General features: G+C 72.3%; 17 protein-coding genes. 11 read left to right on the top strand and 6 right to left on the bottom strand.

Annotated elements, in window-relative coordinates; genetic code table 11:
* Window positions 1-15 precede the first annotated feature (15 nt).
* Complete coding sequence (locus ACLJQM_RS13485) at window positions 16-2,286, bottom strand: cellulase family glycosylhydrolase (protein WP_410631459.1); 2,271 nt, start codon at window positions 2,284-2,286, stop codon at window positions 16-18.
* Window positions 2,287-2,496: 210 nt separating this feature from the next.
* On the opposite strand from ACLJQM_RS13485, the gene ACLJQM_RS13480 reads away from it, so the two are divergent.
* Both ACLJQM_RS13480 and ACLJQM_RS13475 read left to right on the top strand, forming a co-directional pair.
* A complete protein-coding gene (locus tag ACLJQM_RS13480) occupies window positions 2,497-3,468 on the top strand; it encodes a GDSL-type esterase/lipase family protein (protein ID WP_410631458.1) in 972 nt (323 codons plus the stop codon).
* Window positions 3,465-6,332, top strand: coding sequence for a beta-galactosidase (locus tag ACLJQM_RS13475; protein ID WP_410631457.1), 2,868 nt, complete (start codon window positions 3,465-3,467; stop codon window positions 6,330-6,332). The genes ACLJQM_RS13480 and ACLJQM_RS13475 overlap by 4 nt, the downstream gene beginning before the upstream one ends.
* Here ACLJQM_RS13475 and ACLJQM_RS13470 read toward each other — a convergent pair.
* A complete protein-coding gene (locus tag ACLJQM_RS13470) occupies window positions 6,311-7,042 on the bottom strand; it encodes a hypothetical protein (RefSeq protein WP_410631456.1) in 732 nt (243 codons plus the stop codon). The genes ACLJQM_RS13475 and ACLJQM_RS13470 overlap by 22 nt on opposite strands.
* A 198-nt stretch (window positions 7,043-7,240) precedes the next feature.
* Here ACLJQM_RS13470 and ACLJQM_RS13465 point away from each other — a divergent pair, with 198 nt between their 5' ends.
* Genes ACLJQM_RS13465 through ACLJQM_RS13450 form a run of 4 tightly spaced genes read left to right on the top strand, consistent with a single transcriptional unit; the run spans window position 7,241 to window position 10,000 of the window.
* Complete coding sequence (locus ACLJQM_RS13465; protein ID WP_247019766.1) at window positions 7,241-7,609, top strand: STAS domain-containing protein; 369 nt, start codon at window positions 7,241-7,243, stop codon at window positions 7,607-7,609.
* Window positions 7,610-7,647: 38 nt separating this feature from the next.
* The gene (locus ACLJQM_RS13460) at window positions 7,648-8,448 is read left to right on the top strand and encodes an alpha/beta fold hydrolase (protein ID WP_410631455.1); all 801 of its coding nucleotides are present in this window, start codon (window positions 7,648-7,650) and stop codon (window positions 8,446-8,448) included.
* Entirely contained in the window at window positions 8,445-9,659 is a 1,215-nt protein-coding gene (locus ACLJQM_RS13455) for a PP2C family protein-serine/threonine phosphatase (RefSeq protein ID WP_410631454.1), read from the top strand. Before ACLJQM_RS13460 ends, ACLJQM_RS13455 begins: the two co-directional genes overlap by 4 nt.
* Window positions 9,656-10,000: an STAS domain-containing protein gene (locus ACLJQM_RS13450; RefSeq protein ID WP_360773804.1), complete on the top strand. Its 345-nt coding sequence runs from the start codon at window positions 9,656-9,658 to the stop codon at window positions 9,998-10,000. Before ACLJQM_RS13455 ends, ACLJQM_RS13450 begins: the two co-directional genes overlap by 4 nt.
* A gap of 37 nt (window positions 10,001-10,037) precedes the next feature.
* On the opposite strand, the gene ACLJQM_RS13445 is transcribed toward ACLJQM_RS13450, so the two are convergent.
* Together ACLJQM_RS13445 and ACLJQM_RS13440 are read right to left on the bottom strand one after the other, a co-directional pair.
* Window positions 10,038-10,442, bottom strand: a complete 405-nt coding sequence (locus ACLJQM_RS13445; protein WP_360773801.1) for a hypothetical protein — start codon at window positions 10,440-10,442, stop codon at window positions 10,038-10,040.
* Between the two features lie 125 nt (window positions 10,443-10,567).
* Entirely contained in the window at window positions 10,568-10,927 is a 360-nt protein-coding gene (locus tag ACLJQM_RS13440; RefSeq protein ID WP_360773798.1) for a VOC family protein, read from the bottom strand.
* A 163-nt stretch (window positions 10,928-11,090) separates the two neighbouring features.
* Here ACLJQM_RS13440 and ACLJQM_RS13435 point away from each other — a divergent pair, with 163 nt between their 5' ends.
* Window positions 11,091-11,864 carry a hypothetical protein gene (locus ACLJQM_RS13435; RefSeq protein ID WP_410631453.1) on the top strand — a complete coding sequence of 258 codons (774 nt, stop codon included), beginning with the start codon at window positions 11,091-11,093 and terminating at the stop codon, window positions 11,862-11,864.
* Window positions 11,861-12,271 (top strand): hypothetical protein, encoded by a 411-nt coding sequence (locus ACLJQM_RS13430; RefSeq protein WP_360773792.1) that lies wholly within the window; start codon window positions 11,861-11,863, stop codon window positions 12,269-12,271. The genes ACLJQM_RS13435 and ACLJQM_RS13430 overlap by 4 nt, the downstream gene beginning before the upstream one ends.
* Here the strand turns inward: ACLJQM_RS13430 and ACLJQM_RS13425 are convergent.
* Window positions 12,237-13,142 (bottom strand): LysR substrate-binding domain-containing protein, encoded by a 906-nt coding sequence (locus ACLJQM_RS13425; protein ID WP_410631452.1) that lies wholly within the window; start codon window positions 13,140-13,142, stop codon window positions 12,237-12,239. The genes ACLJQM_RS13430 and ACLJQM_RS13425 overlap by 35 nt on opposite strands.
* A 73-nt stretch (window positions 13,143-13,215) precedes the next feature.
* On the opposite strand from ACLJQM_RS13425, the gene dapA reads away from it, so the two are divergent.
* From dapA to glmS, 3 genes are read left to right on the top strand one after another with little or no spacing between them, the layout of a single operon-like run.
* Window positions 13,216-14,094 (top strand): 4-hydroxy-tetrahydrodipicolinate synthase, encoded by an 879-nt coding sequence (gene dapA / locus ACLJQM_RS13420; protein ID WP_410631451.1) that lies wholly within the window; start codon window positions 13,216-13,218, stop codon window positions 14,092-14,094.
* Window positions 14,091-14,363: a hypothetical protein gene (locus ACLJQM_RS13415; protein ID WP_360773785.1), complete on the top strand. Its 273-nt coding sequence runs from the start codon at window positions 14,091-14,093 to the stop codon at window positions 14,361-14,363. The genes dapA and ACLJQM_RS13415 overlap by 4 nt, the downstream gene beginning before the upstream one ends.
* A 12-nt stretch (window positions 14,364-14,375) precedes the next feature.
* On the top strand, window positions 14,376-16,199 hold the full coding sequence (gene glmS / locus ACLJQM_RS13410) for a glutamine--fructose-6-phosphate transaminase (isomerizing) (RefSeq protein WP_410631450.1): 1,824 nt from the start codon (window positions 14,376-14,378) through the stop codon (window positions 16,197-16,199).
* 3 nt (window positions 16,200-16,202) lie between these two features.
* Here the strand turns inward: glmS and ACLJQM_RS13405 are convergent, their stop codons facing one another.
* The gene (locus ACLJQM_RS13405) at window positions 16,203-17,600 is read right to left on the bottom strand and encodes a BNR repeat-containing protein (protein ID WP_410631449.1); all 1,398 of its coding nucleotides are present in this window, start codon (window positions 17,598-17,600) and stop codon (window positions 16,203-16,205) included.

Genomic DNA, 17,600 nt, shown 5'->3' with positions numbered 1-17,600 from the left:
CCGAAGTAGACTCGATCAGCCGATCGTGCAAGTGCTCCCGTTCAGGGCGAAGGACACCGGCGCGGGGTTGGTGCCGCTGGAGGTGCCGTTGAAACCGATGCCGGTCGAGGCGTTCGGCGCGAGGGTGCCGTTCCAGTCCAGGTTCGTCGCGGTCACCGCGCCGGCGGCGGACTGGGTGAACGTCGCGCCCCAGCCGGGCAGCGTCACCCGCTGACCCGAGGTGTAGGTGAAGGCCAGTGTCCAGCCGGTCACCGGGCTCGTGCCCGTGTTGGTGATGGTCACCGAGGCGGTGAACCCGTTGCCGCCACCCCAGCCGGGCGCGGCGTAGGCGACCTTGCACGCCCCGCTCCCGCCGCCCGCGCCGGTCGTCGCCGACGCCGCACCGGACGCGGCCGAGGTGTTCCCCGCGGCGTCCTTGGCCCGCACCTGGTAGCGGTACGTGCTGGAGGCGGTCAGGCCCGAGTCGGTGAACGTCGTCGACGCGGCCGAGCCGACCACGGCGAACGTGCCGCCGGACGCGCCGGGCGCGCGCAGGACGTCGTAGCCGGTGACGCCGACGTTGTCCGTCGAGGCCGTCCAGCTCAGCGTGACGCCGGAGGAGGTCACGCCCGAGACGGCCGGGGTGCCCGGCGTCGTCGGCGCCTGCGTGTCGACGGTGCCCCCGCCGTAGATCGTCGCTTCCTTCGACGTCTGGCGGACGCCGTTGGTGCCGTTGAGGAACCGCTCGCCCCACGCGGTCAGGCTGGTGGGGTCGAAGCCGTTGGTCATGTCGAGGTAGGCGACGTCGCTGCCGTTGCCGCTCCACGACCAGCCGAGGTAGCCGAGGCCGCGGGCCTGCGCCTGGGCCATGATCGTGTCCTCGTCGGGGTTGCCGTCGCTGTGCATGTTGCCGAACTCGCCGACGACCAGCGGCAACCCGGCGGTGCGGAACGCGTCGAAGTAGGCGGTGATCTCCGCCGCGGTGTCGTAGACGCCGTACATGTGGATCGAGAACACCGTGTTGTGCTGCGGATCGGCGTTGAGCACCGAGGCCGCGTTGTCGCGCATGATGTTCTGCCAGTCCTGACCCCACATCGGCGCGTCGGCCATGATCAGGTGCTGCAGCCCGGCACCGCGCAGCCGCGTGATGGCGCTCGACGTCGCGCTCGCCCAGGTCGCGCTCACCTGCGCGTTGTTGCCGAACGGCTCGTTGCCGAGGTTGACGACGACGTGGTTCTCCTGGCCCTTCAACGCGCTCGCGATGCTGATCCAGTAGTCGGCGGCCTGGTCGAGGCTCGCCGCCGCGCTTTCTTCGCCGTAGCCGGTGGTGTCGTGCACTTCCAGGACGCAGATCAGCCGGGACTGCTTGCACAGCGAGATGATGTTCGTGACTTCGGCCGCCGACGTGGGTCCCCACCGCTTGCCGCTGCCGAGCACGACCCGGACGGTGTTGGCGCCGAAGGACTTGATGTTCGCGAAGGCGCTGTTCTGGCCGGTGTACCAGGCGTACGGGTGGTTGACCCCGCGCATCACGAACGCGGCGCCGTTCGCCTCGAGCACGCGGGTGCCGTCGACGTGCAGCCCGGTGGCGGCCGGCGTGGCCGGGCTCAGCGCCGCGACCAGGGCCGGGTACCACCTGCTCTCCATCTTCGCGATCCCGGTGGTGCCGTTGGGGTGCACGCCGTCGGTGGTGTCGGCCGCGGTGTCGAACCCGGTCCACTGGTCGACGACGGTGATCGGGGACGCCGCCGTGCTGTGCGCCGCGGCCCACGCGGGGATGCCGGCGTTCAGGTCGACCACCCGCTGGGCGCAGGCCGCGCAGTTCGACGGGTTCATCGGGATGATCTTCGCGACGATCAGCTTGGCCGCCGGGTTGCTCGCGCGCATCTGCCCCAGCAGCGTGGTGTAGGCGTCCAGGATCGTGCTCGCGGCGATGCCGTTCCAGACGTCGTTGGTGCCCAGGTGCATCAGGACGACGTCCGGGTGCGTCGAGGACAGCCAGCCGGGCAGCTGGTTGTCCCGCACGATCCCGGTCGCGAGGAAGCCGCCGTGGCCTTCGTTCTCGCCGTCGTAGGTGAACCCGCAGCCCTGGAGCGGCAGCGTGCCGACGAAGTCGACGTCGGTGTGCCCGGTCTGCTGGAGGTGCTGCCACAGCAGGGCCCGCCAGCACCCGGGCGACCCCGTGATGGAGTCACCCAGCGCCATGACGCGCGTGGGCGTGGCCGCGCCGGCCGGCGTGGGGGTCACGACAGCGCAGGCGGCCAGCAGCAGGCCGGCCACGGCCGCGCGGGGAAAACGCCACTTCATACCGACCTCCTGGAGTACCGCTCGACAGGACAGTTCGATCTGGGAGCGCTCCCACGCTAGCACGCGGGTGCGGGTTTGAGGACCGCCGGTTTCCGGAGAAAGCGCTTACTGGGGTATTGGACTGATCGGGTCCCCGAGGTTGACAAGCCCGGACGCCGCTGGCTTGAATCGGCTCGACCACAGCGGTCGCGAGCTGACCGGAGGCCGGCGATGTCCCCGCAGTTCCCGCTCACCCGGCGCGTCTTCCTCGGTGGCGTGTCCGCGCTGGCCGCCACGGCCGTCGCGCGCCCGGCCGCCACGCGAGCGGCCGATCCCGAGGTCCGGCTGCACTGGCTCGACGGCGGCCCGGCGGCCGCGGCGGACTGCACCTTCGGCGTCCCTTGGCCGCGGGGAACGTTGTCCCGGAACGTCCCGCTGGCCCTGCACACCGCCGACGGCGTCCCGGTTCCCCTGCAGGTCCGGCTGACCGGTCCGGTGCCGCGCCCGGCGTGGCTCGCCGTGACACCCCGGCCGCGCGCCCCGCGGATCTTCGTCCTCAGCGACTCCACCGCCGCCGACTGGGCGAACCCGCCGAAGAACGGCTGGGCCCAGGCGCTGCCCGCGTTCTTCCGCGCCGGGCCGAGCGTGCGGAACTACGCCCAGTCCGGCGCCGGCACGGCCGGCTATCTCACCGATCCCCGCTACTTCCCGCGCGTCCGCCCGATGATCCGGCCCGGCGACACCGCGCTGATCCAGCTGGCGCACAACGACAAGCAGACGACCGAGGCCGGCTACCGGGCGAACCTCGCGCTCCTCGTCGACGGCGTCCGGCAGCAGGGCGGGGCCGCGGTGCTGGTCACGCCGCCGGTCCGGCACCGGTTCGGCGCGGACGGGAAGCTCACCCCGCTCGGCCTCGTCGTCAACAACCTGGGCGTCGACCTGCCCGCGGTCATGCGGGACGTCGCCCGGGGCGAGGGGATCCCGCTGCTCGACCTGACCGCGCGCAGCCAGGCTCTCGTCGAAGGCCTCGGCGAAGCCGCTTCGTGGCCGCTCTACCTGACCCTCGCGCACGACGGCGTCGACGACGCGACCCACCTCAGCCGGTACGGCGCCGAGCGGTACGCCGCGCTCGTCGCCGATGCCGTCGCCGAGGCCCGCTTGCCGCTCGCGCGGTTCCTGCGTCCCGGAAGGCTTCGACGATGAGGCGTCTGCTCGCCCTGTTCCTCGTTCTCGTCACCGCGGCCGGGCTGAGCACCGCGCCCACCGCCGCCGCGGCCGTCACCACCGCGAAGCACCGGATCACGTTCGACAAGTATTCGATGCTGCTCGACGGACGGCGGGAGTTCGTCTGGTCCGGCGAGTTCCACCCGTTCCGGCTGCCCAGCCCGGACCTCTGGCGCGATGTGCTGCAGAAGATGAAGGCGACCGGCTACACCGCCGTGTCGATCTACTTCGACTGGAACTACCACTCGCCCGCGCCCGGCGTGTACGACTTCACCGGGGTCCGCGACATGGACAAGGTGCTCGACCTCGCCCGCGAGGCCGGCCTGTACGTGATCGCGCGGCCCGGCCCGTACATCAACGCCGAGGTCACCGGCGGCGGCTTCCCCGGCTGGCTGACCACCCAGGCGGGCACGGCCCGCAGCGACGCCCCCGACTACCTGGCCGCGGCCGACGAGTGGCTGACCGCGATCGACCGCGTCATCGCGCGGCACCAGTACGTCGACGGCCGCGGTCCGGTGATCCTGTACCAGATCGAGAACGAACTGGCCGCGACCGGCGAAAGCCAGCGCGACTACATCGCCCACCTCTACGACAAGGTCCGCGCGGACGGCATCGGCGTGCCGATCTTCCACAACGACAAGGGCCGCAACGGGATCTGGGTGCCGCCGGACTCCGGCGTGCCGGGGACCGTGCCCGGCAAGGTCGACCTCTACGCGTGGGACACCTACCCCGGCGGCACCTGCCGCCCCGACGCCACGCCCGGTACCCCGAACACCGCACCGGACTGGGGTCTGTACGGCCCGGGCGGAGCGAAAGGCGGCGCGAGCGCGTCGCCGGACACCCCCGGCTTCACCGCCGAGTTCGGCGGCGGCTGGTTCGACTACTGGGGCAGCAACGGCACCTACCCGTGCACGGCCGTCCGCCAGGGACCCGGGTACGAGCGCGTCTTCTACGGCACCAACATCGCGAACGGGCTCACCGTCCAGAACTTCTACATGACCTTCGGCGGCACGTCGTGGGGCTGGCTGCCGGCACCGGTCGTCTTCAGCTCCTACGACTACGGCGCGGCCATCGACGAGGCCCGGCAGCTGCGGCCCAAGGCGTTCACGATGAAGGAACTGGGCTACTTCCTGCAGGCGGTACCACCGATCACCAAGCAGGACAAGGCGGAGCCCGTCACGCCGTCGTCGGCCGCGGTGAAGGTGTACCACAACGTCAACCCGGACACGCTGACGCACTTCTACGTGCCGATGCACAACCCTTCGAAGGACACCACGGACGACGTCTTCACCTTCCCGCTGTCCACACCGGACGGTTCCTACACCGTGCCGCAGGCGGGCACGCTGCGGGTGCGCGGCCAGGACGCCAAGCAGCTGGTGGCGAACTTCGAGCTGGCGGGCCAGCACCTGGTGTACTCGACGTCGGAGATCATGACCGTGGTCCGGGGAACCGCCCTGCTGCACGGACGGCCGGGCGAGGACGGTGAGACGGTCCTGCGCTACGCCCGGGAGCCGAAGGTCGAGGTGCTGGCGGGCGACGTCACGTCCACTTGGGACGCGGCGCGCGGCGACCTGCGGCTGAACTACGTCCACGGTGGACTGATTCGGGTCCGGGTGTCCGGCGCCGGCCGGCCACCGGTCACCCTGCTGCTCGCCGACGACGCCACCGCGGACACGTTCTGGCGGCAGGGGCCCGCCCTCGTCCGCGGACCCGCCTTGCTGCGGACGGCCCGCCTCGACGGCAACGTGCTCGCGCTGACCGGCGACACCGCCCAAGCGAGCGACCTCGAGGTGTGGGGCCCGGGAACGCGGGTCACGTGGAACGGGCGGGGAGTCCCGGCCCGGCGGACGTCGTCGTCGAGCCTGCTGGCGGCGGCCCGGCTCCCCGGCCCGGACGCGGTGCCCCTGCCCGCGCTGACCGGCTGGAAGCAGGCCCCGGGCTCGCCCGAGGCGGCGGCCGCCTACGACGACTCGGCGTGGCTGCCCGCGGACAAACCCGCGCTCACCGCGGACGACTACGGCTTCCACACCGGCGACGTCTGGTACCGCGGGCACTTCGGCGGCCCGGTTCCCGAGTCGTTGAGCTTCGGTTACGGCGGGGGCGGCGCCGGGATGCTGCAGGCGTGGCTGGACGGGCGCTACCTCGGCCAGCACGTGCTGCCGAGCGCGCTCGCTTCGCCGCCCACGACCGGCACCGCGAGCTTCACCGTGCCGGCCGACCTGCGCGGCGACGGCGGCCACGTGCTGTCGGTGATGGTGCGGAACAACGGCCACAACGAGGACGGCGGCGTCAACGACGCCCACAAGGAGGGGCGCGGGCTGATCTCGGCGTCGCTCGACGGCGTCGCGTGGAAGATCCGCGGCGGCGTCGCGGATCCCGTGCGGGGCCCGCTGAACAACGGCGGCCTCGACGGCGAACGGGCCGGCTGGACCCTGCCCCGCCACTCCGACGCGGGGTGGGCGGCGGGGCAGGTGCCCGCCGCCACCGCGGCACCCGGGACGACCTGGTACCGCACGGACTTCACCCTCGCCGTGCCGAAGGGGCACGACGCCTCACTGGGCCTGACCATCGGCGACCCGGCGGTCCCGCGATCGGGTGGCCGCTACCGGGCGCTGATCTTCGTCAACGGGTGGAACCTCGGGCAGTACGTCGCGGACGTCGGCCCGCAGCACACGTTCGTGCTGCCGACCGGCGTCCTCGACCCGCACGGGCGCAACACGCTCGCGCTGGCGGTGACCAGCGACGGCGGTCCGGGCAACGGCCTGGAGAACGTCGCGCTGACCAACCTGGGCACGGTCCGGGGCGGCGTCCCCGTCCGGCTTCAGGCGCCGGGACCGGAGTAGATCTCCGACGCCGGGGGCGCCTCGACGGGGGCGGGCTTGTTCCAGTCGCTGAACTCGATGGCGCCGCTCTTGGGGTCCTGCATGCGCAGCAGGTAGTGCGGCGCGTCGGCGGCGACCGTGGCGGTGCCGTCCGGGCTGGTGAAGTTCAGCGCCGGGACGCCGCCGAGCGTGGTGGGCTCGCCGCCGGTGAAGCTCGCGGAAGCCAGCTCGCCGACGGTGTTCTCGGTGAACGACTTGTAGTCGAGGAACACCTTGAAGGCGTCGCCGATGCCGGCGCCGATCTTGGCGGTGGACGGGACCCACTTGCCGGTGAGCTTCTTGCCGATCGAGGCCGGGATGCCGGCCTCCTTCACCAGCGAGTCGGTGAAGCGGAAGAAGTACTTGTCGCCGACGCGCAGGACGGGGATCTCGATGCCGTCCTTGACCACGGTGCCGCTCGCGCTGTCCTGGTTGAGCTGCAGGTCCAGGTTGATGTTGCCCTCGCTCGCCATGGTGCCCTTCACGCGCACCGAGGACGCCTGCTTGGCGGCGTCGGCCACGGCGGACCCGACCTTGGCGGCCTCGAGCGCCTGCGGCGCGGTCGAACTGGGCGCGGCGGCGGCCGCGGAGGAGGTGGCCCCGGCGGGTTCCACCGTGCCGGAGGTGCCGGAGCAGGCGGCGAGGGCGAGGGTGCCGGCCGCGAGGGCGGCGGCGAGGGACAGGCGTCGCATCGGATAGTCCGTTCATGAGGGCCGGGCCACGCCCGGACACGATCGGGCTATCGGCCGACCGGGTGATCCGTTACACCCCGCCGGCACCGCGAGACGGACATCTCCCCTGGCCCGGGCGCCGGAGGTGGTGAGGTTTGGCCGTCACCCGGTCTGGGTAAGCCACCATTCGGTGGAGACCAGGCAGAGGAGGAGCACCACGTGAGCACGGACGGCAATCGGCTCCGGCCCCAGGACCTGGTGCGCGTGACGCCCGAACGCGTCGGCGGCGCGGTCGTCCTGGACGTGGCCGGCGAAGTCGACCTGCTCAGCGCGTCGGTGCTGAGCGAAGGCATCACCGCGGCGCTCGCCGACCCGCCGGAACTGCTCGTGATCGACCTGACCGGGGTCTCGTTCCTGGCCTCCATCGGCATCACGGCCCTGCTCGAAGCCCGCCGCGGCGCCGGCACCGCCACCCGGGTGCGGGTCGTCGCGCCCGAGCGCAGCGTCGTCGCCCGGACCCTGCAGCTGACCGGCCTGCGCGAGGCACTGGCCGTCACGGCCACCCGCGACGAAGCTCTCGCCCGCTGAACCACGCGATCCGGGCCGCCGGGTGGGAGCATGTACCGGTGAGCATGCGCCACCGGAACAACGTCGTCGTCGCCGGTAACGAGGACGGCCCCACTCTGCTGCTCGCGCACGGCTTCGGCTGTGACCAGAACCTCTGGCGCCTCGTCGTCCCGCCGCTCGCCGAGCGCTACCGGCTGGTGCTGTTCGACCACACCGGGGCCGGTCAGTCGGACAGCTCGGCGTGGACCGCCGGGCGCTACAGCGGTCTCGACGGCTACGCCGACGACGTCCTGGCGATCTGCCACGAGCTCGACCTGCGGGACGTCGTCCTGGTCGGGCACTCGGTCAGCGCGATGATCGCGGTGCTGGCCGCCAACCGGGAGCCGGACCGGTTCGCGAAGCTGGTGCTGCTGACGCCGTCGCCGTGCTACCTCGACGACGGAGACTACCGGGGCGGGTTCAGCCGCGAGGACATCGACGAGCTGCTCGAAGCGCTCGACTCCAACTACCTGGGCTGGTCGGCAGCGATGGCGCCGGTGATCATGGGCAACCCGGAGCGCCCGGAGCTCGGCGAGGAGCTGACGAACAGCTTCTGCCGCACCGATCCCACGATCGCGCGGGTGTTCGCCCGGGCGACGTTCCTCTCCGACAACCGCGCCGACCTGGCGAAGGTTTCCGTGCCGACGCTGGTCGTCCAGTGCGCGCAGGACGCCATCGCGCCGCAGGAGGTCGGGCAGTTCACGCACGAGCGGATCGAGGGCAGCGTGCTCGTCACGCTGGACGCGACCGGGCACTGCCCGCAGCTCAGCGCGCCGGAGGCCACCGCCGCCGCGATCACCGCGTTCGTGGACCGGCCATGATGTGCGACGCCGGTGACCAGGCCGGCCCGGCGTTCTCGGCGCTGCTCGAAGACAGCGCCGAAGACCTCTACGAGCACGCGCCCTGCGGGTACCTCTCGACGTTGCTCGACGGCACGATCGCGAAGATCAACGCCACGCTGCTCGGCTGGCTGGGCTGGGAGCGCGAGGACGTCGTCGGGCGGCGCCGGTTCGCCGACCTGCTGACCGTCGGCGGCCGGATCTACCACGAGACGCACTTCGCGCCGCTGCTGCGCATGCAGGGCCAGCTCGGCGGGGTCGCGTTCGAGCTGAAGACCGCCACCGGCACGCGGCTGCCGGTGCTCGTGACGTCGACGGTCAAAGTCGGCACCGACGGGCAGCCGCAGCTCATCCGCACCACCGTCTTCGACGCGCGGGACCGGCGCGCCTACGAGCAGGAGCTGCTGCGGGCACGCGAAGCCGCCGAACGCGAACGCGACCGGGCGCAACGGCTGGCGCGGACGCTGCAGCAGACCCTGCTGCCGCCGGCGCTGGCCGAGGTGCCGGGCGTGCGGGTCGCGGCGTACTACCACCCCGCGTCGGCCGACGAGGTCGGCGGCGACTTCTACGACCTGTTCGCGCTGACCGGCGACGCGTGGGGGTTCTTCCTCGGCGACGTCTCCGGCAAGGGCGCCGGCGCCGCGGTGGTGACGTCGCTGGCGCGGTACACGCTGCGCGCGGCCGCGGCGTACGACCCGGCGCCGGCCACCGTGCTGGCGCACCTCAACACCGTGCTGCACCAGGAATACCGCGGTGCGGACCCGCGCTACTGCACGGTCGTGCAAGGCGTCGTCCGCCCGGACGACGAGGGCGCGGCGGTCACCCTCGGCTCCGGCGGTCACCCGCCGGCCCTGCTGCTGCGCGCCGACGGCACGTCGGCGTTCCTCGACATCCCGGGCGGGCAGCTGGTCGGCGCGTTCCCGCAGGCGCGCTTCGCCACCGTGGACGTCCGGCTGGCGCCGGGCGACACCCTGCTCCTCTACAGCGACGGGCTGACCGAAGCCCGCGTCCACGGCCGCACCCGCTACAGCGGGGAGCAGCTGCAGGCGTACCTGACCGGCCGCGCGCCCACCACCGCACCGGCGGTCGTCGCGGCCGTGACCGAGCTGCTCGCCGGCTTCGGCGACGGCGTCGACGACGACACCGCGCTGCTCGCGCTGAGCATCCCGTTCCCCGGAGGCGATCCATCGTGACCCAGTTTTCGACCACCACCCGGACCACCGCATCCGGCCCGGTGGTCACGGTCGAAGGCGAGCTCGACGTGGCGACGGCACCCCGCCTCCGCGCCGCGATCGCCTCCGCGCCCCTGGACCGCCGGCAGCTGCTGGTGATCGACCTGGCCGGCGTGACGTTCTGCGACTCCAGCGGCATTTCCGCCCTGATCGCGGCCCGCAACGTCGCCGAGGCGGCGGGTGCCGGCGTGGCGCTGGCGGCCGTCCCCGCCCGGCTCAGCCGGACGTTCGGCCTGATCGGGCTGGCGGACTTCTTCCCGACGTACCCGAGCGCCGAAGCGGCCATCACCGCGCACGGTTAGGGCGTGGGGGACAAAGCTCCCGCACCGTCACCCGGGGTCAGGTCCGCTTGCGGCCGGCGATCCGATCGGAGAGCTGCTGCACGTGGGCGGGGTCCGCGTCCCGGGCAAGGGCGACGTAGTGGTCCATGACGGCCGGCCGGTAGCGCACGGGCCACGTCTGCCCCGGGGCGAGCCGGGTGAGCTCGGTGAGCGTGAGGTCTTCGTCCGCGATACCGCGGAACGAGAGGCCGTCGGCGGTCTCCACGTCGAACATCAGGACCACGCGGGGATTGCTGTTGACCTCCCGCCAGTCGACGAGAACGCCGAGCGCGAGCACCCCCGCACGCAGTTCCGCGGTGCGATTCCGCGCACCACCGCTCAGGAGCGGGTTCGGGGCGACGCCCGGGAAATCGGGGCCGACGCCGAGCGATTCCCGGCTCAGGTCGGGCCTGAGCTGCGCCATCAGATCGTTCAGATCGTCGAGCCTCTTCTTCCGACCGAACACCCTGCCCCCTCCCGCCGGTGCCGGAATCGTACGTCAGGAGCACAAGGCCTCCGCGAACCCGGCGGCCGACCTCCGCCCCCCGGCTAGCGCGGGCTGTGGTCGGCGAACTCGACGGTGAAGCCGTCCGGGTCCCGCAGCTGGAGCTGCCGTTCGAACCCGCGGTCCCGGGGCGGCCCGGAAACGGGCACCCCGCGGGCGAGGAAGTCGGCGTACAGCTCGTCGAGGTCGTCGGCGAGCAGCTCGACCTGGACGAACGCCCGCAGCCGGCCACTGTCCCGCTCGACGGCGTCGCCGAGCTCGAGGAGCCCGAGGGTGCCGGCCCCGAGCCGCAGCAGCGCGAACCGGCCGTTGCGGACTTCGGTGGTGAACCCGAGGGATTCGTAGAAGGGAAGCGAGCGATCGAGACTGGCGACCGGCAGGCTCATCCCGGCGAACGTGGGCAAGGCGCACTCCTCCGCTTGATGCGCCAAGGGAAGTCGCCGAACGGGCGTTCCGACGCCGCACCCGTTCGCCGGCGAGCTTAGCCCGCTTCCGCGCCGCCGTGCCAGGCGTCGGTCACCGGACCGGCCCCTTGCCGGGCGGGACGGCCACGGCGACAGTGGGAAGGTGGACGAACCCGGCCGGACCTCAGTGACGCCGCAGTGGCGGGAACAGGCCGGCCGGGAACGCACTTCGGCACTGCTGGCCGCCGCCCGCGACGGCGACGAAGCCGCTTGGTCGGACCTCCTGGCCATGGTCGAACCGTTCTTGACGACGCTGGTTCGAGGCGCGGGGATCGATCCCCCGACCGGCGAATCGATCGCGGCGGACGTACCCGCCCGCTTGCGCCGGGAGGTGCACCGCATCGACGACGAGGACTCGCTGATCGCTTGGGTGCTGCGGGCGGTGCGGGAGTACCCGGCAGGCCGGTATTCCGAAGTCGACCGGACCTTGAGCAGCTTGTCGGTGACCGAGCGGCACCTGCTCCTGATCATCTTGCGCGGCGGCTCCGGTTACGCCGATGTCGCGCGGTACACCGAGATCCCCGCCGGCGCGATCGGCCCGACCAGAGCGCGGCTGTTCAAGAAGATCTGGCGGCTGTCGACTTCCGGCGTGCCCGGGCCCCGCCGTGGCCGGCGCACCGCACGCGACGACCTCGAGGCCGCCCTCCTGCTCCGCAAGGCAGCCCGGGAAGAAGCCGCACCGGAACCCCGGCGCGGCTGGGTACGTACCCTCGCCCGCGCCTTCGGCCTGGTGCCACCACCGCGGCACCACCCGGCGACCGGTGTCGTGGCCGCCTGCCGGGACGTCACCGGTGCCACCCGGGACGTCCTCGGCGAGTTCGCCCTGGTCGTTTCGGAGCACGCCGCCCTCACGCCGGAAGCAGGGGACCGACGATGACCGAACAGACCACGTCGGGCTCTTCGCTGGTCGACGAGTGGCTGGGCATGCGGGTGCTCGAACACGTGCGTGACCTCTACAAGGAACAACCCGACAGCGCCGATCGGGTCCTGAAGCTGGTCGAGCTGCGGCTCGGGCAACGGCACGACGCGGAGGTCGTCGAAGCCCGGCACCGGAGACGGCTGGAGTGGGCCTGGTTCGGCTTCCGGGCGGCTTCGGCGTTGCTCGGGTTCGGCGCGCTCGTCGTCTTCGCCCTGATCGCCGCTCAGTTCATCGGGCACGGCGCACCGACGCAGGCCAGCGTCGCGCTCGGCGCGGGTGCGGTTTCGGTGGTCGCGATCTTCGTGACGGGGCGCGCGGCGGGCCCGCTCTTCAGCCGGCGTGCTCCGGACGAGAAGGCCGAGTAGCCACCTCCGCTAGCACCGCCCGGATCGCCGGGCTCGTGTCCGCGCTGCGCCGCCAAGCCGCGTGGACCTCCCGCTTCGGCGGGCGCCGCAACGGCCGTGATACCAGCTCCTCCCCCAACGGCGGCCGGGCCAGCCTCGGGATCAGCGCGATCACCTCGCCCGCCGCCACCAACGACAGCTGCGTCGCGAAGTCGTCGACCAGGTGGCGGACCTCCGGCGCCGTCTCGAACAGGCGCCGGAACCACTGGTGGCACACGGTTCCCGGCGGGCTCGTCACCCACGCGTGGCCCGCGAGCTCCGCACCGAGCGGCCGGTCGACCGCCGCCAGGGGGTGGTGGCGGCTCAGCACCACGTCGCCGACGTCGGTGTGCACGTGCCGCTGCGTCAACGACGGCGGGAGCACGGCCGGCAGGCCGTCGGCGTCGTGGATCAGGGCGAGGTCGGCCGTCCCCGCGTCGACGCTGCGCAGGGCCTGGTCCGGGTCCTGCTCGGTGATGTCGAGGCGCAACTCCGGGCACCGCGCGGACAACCGGCCGAGTGCCGGGGCGAGCAGGCCGCGGATGCCGGTCGAGAAGGCGGCCACGCGCAGCGTGCCGCGGGGCGCGCCCTCCGACACCGATCGGGCTGCCTCGGCGCAGCGCTCCAGTGCCTGGAAAACCTCCGGCGCCGAGTCGGCGATCGCCTGGCCGGCCGGGGTCAGCACGACGCCGCGGCCCGCCGGGGCGAGGACCGGCACGCCCACCTGCCGTTCCAGGCGCTTGAGCTGCTGCGACACCGCCGACGCCGTGAACCCCAGCTCGTCGGCCGCTTTCGCCAGCGTGCCGAGCGCCGCCACCGCACGCAGCGCCCGCAGTGCACCGACCTCGATCATGAAGCCAGGCTACGCAGTACCGGCAAAAAAGCATCGCTGGACCGCAGCATTCACCACGGGCAGGGTCGACGCCATGACGGACTTCGGCGCCAACCTCGTCGCGATGGTCACCCCGATGGGGCCCGGCGGGACGCTCAGCGAACCCGGCCTCACCCGGCTCGTCGACCACCTGCTCGCCGGCGGGGCCGACGGCCTGGTCGTCGGCGGGACCACCGGCGAAGCCCCGACCTTGAGCGCGACCGAGTCGGCCGGGCTCGTCCGGAGCGTGGTGGCCCGGACCCGCGGCCAAGCGACCGTGATCGCCGGGGTCGGCACCTACGACACCGCCGAGAGCGTCCGCCGAGCCCGCGACGCCGAGGCGGCCGGCGCCGACGGGCTGCTGCTCGTCTGCCCCTACTACTCGCGGCCGACGCAGGCGGGCGTGCTCGCCCACTGCTTCGCGGTCGCCGACGCCACCGAGCTGCCGGTGATGCTCTACGACGTCCCCGCGCGGGCCGGCATCGCCATGGCGCCGGAGACCCTGGTCGAGCTCGCCGGCCACCCCCGCGTCCGCGCGGTGAAGGACGCCAAGGGCGACCTCTTCGAAGCGATGACCGTGCTGGCCCGCACGTCGCTGGCGTACTACTGCGGCATCGACGAGCTGAACCTGCCGTACCTCGCGTGCGGCGCGGCGGGCCTGGTCAGCGTGGTGGGCAACGTCGTGCCGGACCGCACCGCGGACCTCATCCGCGCGGTGCGCGCCGGCGACCTGGCGTCGGCGCGCCGGATCCAGCACGCGCTCAACCCGGTGATCGACGCCGTCATGCACGCCGGCCCGGGCACCGCGATGGCCAAGGCCGCCCTGGTGGAGCTGGGGATCCTCCCGCACGCGACCGTGCGTCTCCCCTTGATCGAAGCGAACTTGCCCGATTTCGGGCAAGAATTTGGGTTTCGTCATCCACGCAGTGCATGATGGCCGACGTGCCGGACACCGAGATCGTCGATCGCGTCGCCGCGTCCACCGGGCTCCCGCCCGGGGTCGCCGCGCGGGTCGTCGACGACGTCCTCGCCTTCTACCGGACGCCCACCGAGGCCTACGTCCGGCGACGGCACACCGAGCTGCAGGCCGAAGGGCGGAAGAACCCCGAGATCTTCCCGCTCATCGCCGCCGAGCTCCGCGGGCGCCTCGTCGCCGCGCCCGCGTTGTCCGAGCGGCAGCTGCGCCGCATCGTCTACGGCTAGAAGAGGTTCGCCATGTGCGGAATCGTCGGCTACATCGGCGGCCAGAACGCCGCCCCCATCCTGCTCGAAGGCCTGACGCGGCTGGAGTACCGCGGCTACGACTCGGCCGGGATCGCCGTGCTCGGCGCCAAGGGCACCGCCCAGGTGCACCGGGTCGTCGGGCGGGTCCGCAACCTCGCCGCGGCGCTGCCCAAGCGCCTGACCGGGAAGGTCGGCATCGGGCACACGCGGTGGGCCACCCACGGGCCCGCGTCCGAGGCGAACGCCCACCCCCACACCTCCGAGAACGGCCGCATCTGCGTCGTCCACAACGGGATCATCGACAACGCCGACGCCCTGCGCGCCCAGCTCGCCGACGCCGGGGTCACCCTCACGTCCGAGACCGACAGCGAGGTCCTGGCCCACCTGATCGCCCGCTCCGGCGCCGGCACCCTCGAAGACGCCGTCGTCGAAGCCGTCTCCCGGATCACCGGCACGTACGCGATCGCCGTCACCGACAGCGAATACCCGGACCGGCTGGTCATCGCGCGCAACGGTTCGCCGCTGATCATCGGCGTCGGCGAGCGCGAGATGTTCATCGCCAGCGACCTCGCCGCGCTCGTCCGGCACACCTCGCAGGTCGCGCACCTCGACGACGGCGAGTTCGCGACCGTCTTCGCCACCGGCTACCGGACCTTCACCGTCGACGAGAGCGACACCACCAAGCCGGCCACCGAGATCGACATCGCCGCCGAAGACCTCGACCTGGGCGGCTACCCGCACTACATGGCCAAGGAAATCCAGGAGCAGCCGGAATCCGTGGAGCGGATCATCCGCGGCCGGCTCGACGACCGGTTCGGCGTCGCGCGCCTCGACGGGCTCAACCTGACGCCCCGGGAGCTGCGCGGCTTCAGCCGCGTGAAGATCCTCGGCTGCGGTTCCGCCTACTACGCCGGCCAGGTCGGCGCGACGATGATCGAGGAGCTGGCACGGATCCCCGCCGACGCCGAAGCCGCGTCGGAGTTCCGCTACCGCAACCCGATCGTCGAAGCCGACACGCTCTACATCGCGGTCAGCCAGTCCGGCGAGACGATCGACACCGCTTTCGCCGTCGAGGAGATCAAGCGCAAGGGCGGCCGCGTGGTCGGCCTGGTCAACGTCGTCGGCTCGACCATCGCCCGCGCCTGCGACGGCGGCGTGTACCTGCACGCCGGTCCCGAAATCGCGGTCGCGTCGACCAAGGCGCTGACCAACATGGCGATCGGCTTCGCCCTGATCGCGCTCGCGCTCGGCCGGGTCCGCGACCTGTCCAATGCGGACGGTCAGCGGATCATCGACGCGCTGCGCGCGATGCCCGGCCAGATCAAGTCCATTTTGGACGAGGAACCGCGCATCGCCGAGCACGCGAAAGAGGTCGCCACCGCGAACAGCCTGTTCTTCGTCGGCCGCGTCCGGGGGTACCCGGTGGCGCGCGAGGGCGCGCAGAAGTTCAAGGAGATCTCCTACCGCCACGCCGAGGCGTACCAGACGTCCGAGCTCAAGCACGGCCCGCTCGCCCTGATCGACGCGGCGCTCCCGACCGTCGCCATCGTGCCCTCGGACGAGCTGACCGGGCGCAACCTGGCCGCCGTGCAGCAGATCAAGGCCCGCGGCGGCGCGGTGCTGGCCGTGACGCACGAGGACGTCGACTTCGGCGAGCTCGACGTGCCGCGGATCGTCGTGCCGAAGACCGAGCCGGAGCTCGACCCGATCCTGCTGACGATCCCGTTGCAGCTGCTCGCCTACCACGCCGCGCTCAGCCTGGGCTACGACATCGACAAGCCGCGCAACCTGGCCAAGTCCGTCACCGTCGAGTGAGCGTCAGCCCAGCCGGAAGTCGGCCACCCGGATCGGCGAGGGCGTCGTCCCGGCCGACACCTGCTGGTACATCACGGAAATCACGCCGTCGGCGGCCAGCCGCGAGTCGTCGACGTCGACTTCGCCGAAGGCGCGCAGGTCCGGGGTGTACACCGTCTTCCAGTCGGTCCACCCGCTCGCCTTGGTCGCCGCGACGATCCGGCCGTAGGGCATGACGAGGTAGGCGTTGTCGGCGCGGTCGAACACGAGCTTCGTGCGCTGGGTCGATTCCGGCGCCACCGGCACTTCGCGTTTGGTCCAGCCGCCGTCGGCCGCCCGGCTCAAGAAGAACGTGCGCCCGTACTGCTTGCGCTGCGCGGAGTAGTTCGTGACGCACTGGGTGAAGCGGCCGGGCACGTAGCTGATCACGACGTGCGGCTGCCCGGCGGCGTCGACGGCCTGGCTCTCCTGGTTCATCAGGCCGTGGTCGACGCCGAGCGGGTCGACGACCGTGCCTGGCATGCTCACCGACTCCGGGGTCGCGACGGCAGCGCCGGAGCTGGTCCGCCAGCTCCGGCCGCGGTCGTCGCTGTAGACGTACCCGGTGTCGTGGTTGGCGAGGCCGCCGGCGTTGCACAGCACGCCGGTGTTGCCCTCGCGCCAGGTGAACGCCGCGTGCAACCGCCCGCCGGGCCCGTAGGTGAGGCCGTGCAGGTACATGTTGCGGGTCGTGCTGGTCACGCCGTTGCCGGCCGTCCACGAGCCGGTCGCCGACGTCCACGGCCCGAGCTTGCGCCAGCTGCCGCCGCTGTACTCGGCGAGTTCGTCGACGCCGTTGCCGGAACCGCCGGTCCGGTAGCTGAGCTGCAGCTTCCGTTCGGGCGTGACGACGAACTGCGGGTAGGTGATCGCGCCGAGGTCGACACCGTCCAGGGTGCGCTGCACCGGGCCGAACGCCGACGCCGTCCAGGCGTGCGAGGCCGGCGACGAGAGCAGGCCCACCGCGGATCCGGTGTAGTAGACCTGGTTGCCGTGGGTGTCCATGGCCACGTGCAGGCGGCCGTCGTCGGGCGAAACCCCCATCGAGATCACGTTGTGCGAGTCGTCGGCGGTGAGCTTGTGCGGCAGCACGAGGGTCTGCCACGCACCGGTGAACCCGGCGCGCCGGGCGAGCACGGCACTGCGGTCGGCGGTGTACCAGGCCGCGTACTGGTAGCCCGCGTAGCTGAAGATGCCGCTCTGCTGGAAGGAGTCGTTGTTCACCAGCCCGTCGTAGGAGACGAAGTACAGCGCCGCCGGGTCGAGCTGCGTGTCCCCGATCTTCACCGCGGCCACCGCGGCCTCGGCCGGCGTGGCGGGCAGCAGCGGCAGGGCCGCGGCCACCAGCACGCCGAGGATGCGGGAAAGCGCTCTCTTCCTCAT

It is taken from the genome of Amycolatopsis sp. cmx-4-83 (genome assembly GCF_046548815.1).
Classification (GTDB): domain Bacteria; phylum Actinomycetota; class Actinomycetes; order Mycobacteriales; family Pseudonocardiaceae; genus Amycolatopsis; species Amycolatopsis pretoriensis_A.
This window is presented reverse-complemented; position numbering and strand designations above follow the sequence as displayed.

Excerpts from the sequence above, each read along its gene's own strand:
- ACLJQM_RS13485 (WP_410631459.1), bottom strand. The coding sequence starts at position 2,286 with ATGAAGTGGCGTTTTCCCCGCGCGGCCGTGGCCGGCCTGCTGCTGGCC.
- ACLJQM_RS13480 (WP_410631458.1), top strand. The coding sequence starts at position 2,497 with ATGTCCCCGCAGTTCCCGCTCACCCGGCGCGTCTTCCTCGGTGGCGTG.
- ACLJQM_RS13475 (WP_410631457.1), top strand. The coding sequence starts at position 3,465 with ATGAGGCGTCTGCTCGCCCTGTTCCTCGTTCTCGTCACCGCGGCCGGG.
- ACLJQM_RS13470 (WP_410631456.1), bottom strand. The coding sequence starts at position 7,042 with ATGCGACGCCTGTCCCTCGCCGCCGCCCTCGCGGCCGGCACCCTCGCC.
- ACLJQM_RS13455 (WP_410631454.1), top strand. The coding sequence starts at position 8,445 with ATGATGTGCGACGCCGGTGACCAGGCCGGCCCGGCGTTCTCGGCGCTG.
- ACLJQM_RS13445 (WP_360773801.1), bottom strand. The coding sequence starts at position 10,442 with ATGGCGCAGCTCAGGCCCGACCTGAGCCGGGAATCGCTCGGCGTCGGC.
- ACLJQM_RS13430 (WP_360773792.1), top strand. The coding sequence starts at position 11,861 with ATGACCGAACAGACCACGTCGGGCTCTTCGCTGGTCGACGAGTGGCTG.
- ACLJQM_RS13425 (WP_410631452.1), bottom strand. The coding sequence starts at position 13,142 with ATGATCGAGGTCGGTGCACTGCGGGCGCTGCGTGCGGTGGCGGCGCTC.
- dapA (WP_410631451.1), top strand. The coding sequence starts at position 13,216 with ATGACGGACTTCGGCGCCAACCTCGTCGCGATGGTCACCCCGATGGGG.
- ACLJQM_RS13415 (WP_360773785.1), top strand. The coding sequence starts at position 14,091 with ATGATGGCCGACGTGCCGGACACCGAGATCGTCGATCGCGTCGCCGCG.
- glmS (WP_410631450.1), top strand. The coding sequence starts at position 14,376 with ATGTGCGGAATCGTCGGCTACATCGGCGGCCAGAACGCCGCCCCCATC.
- ACLJQM_RS13405 (WP_410631449.1), bottom strand. The coding sequence starts at position 17,600 with ATGAGGAAGAGAGCGCTTTCCCGCATCCTCGGCGTGCTGGTGGCCGCG.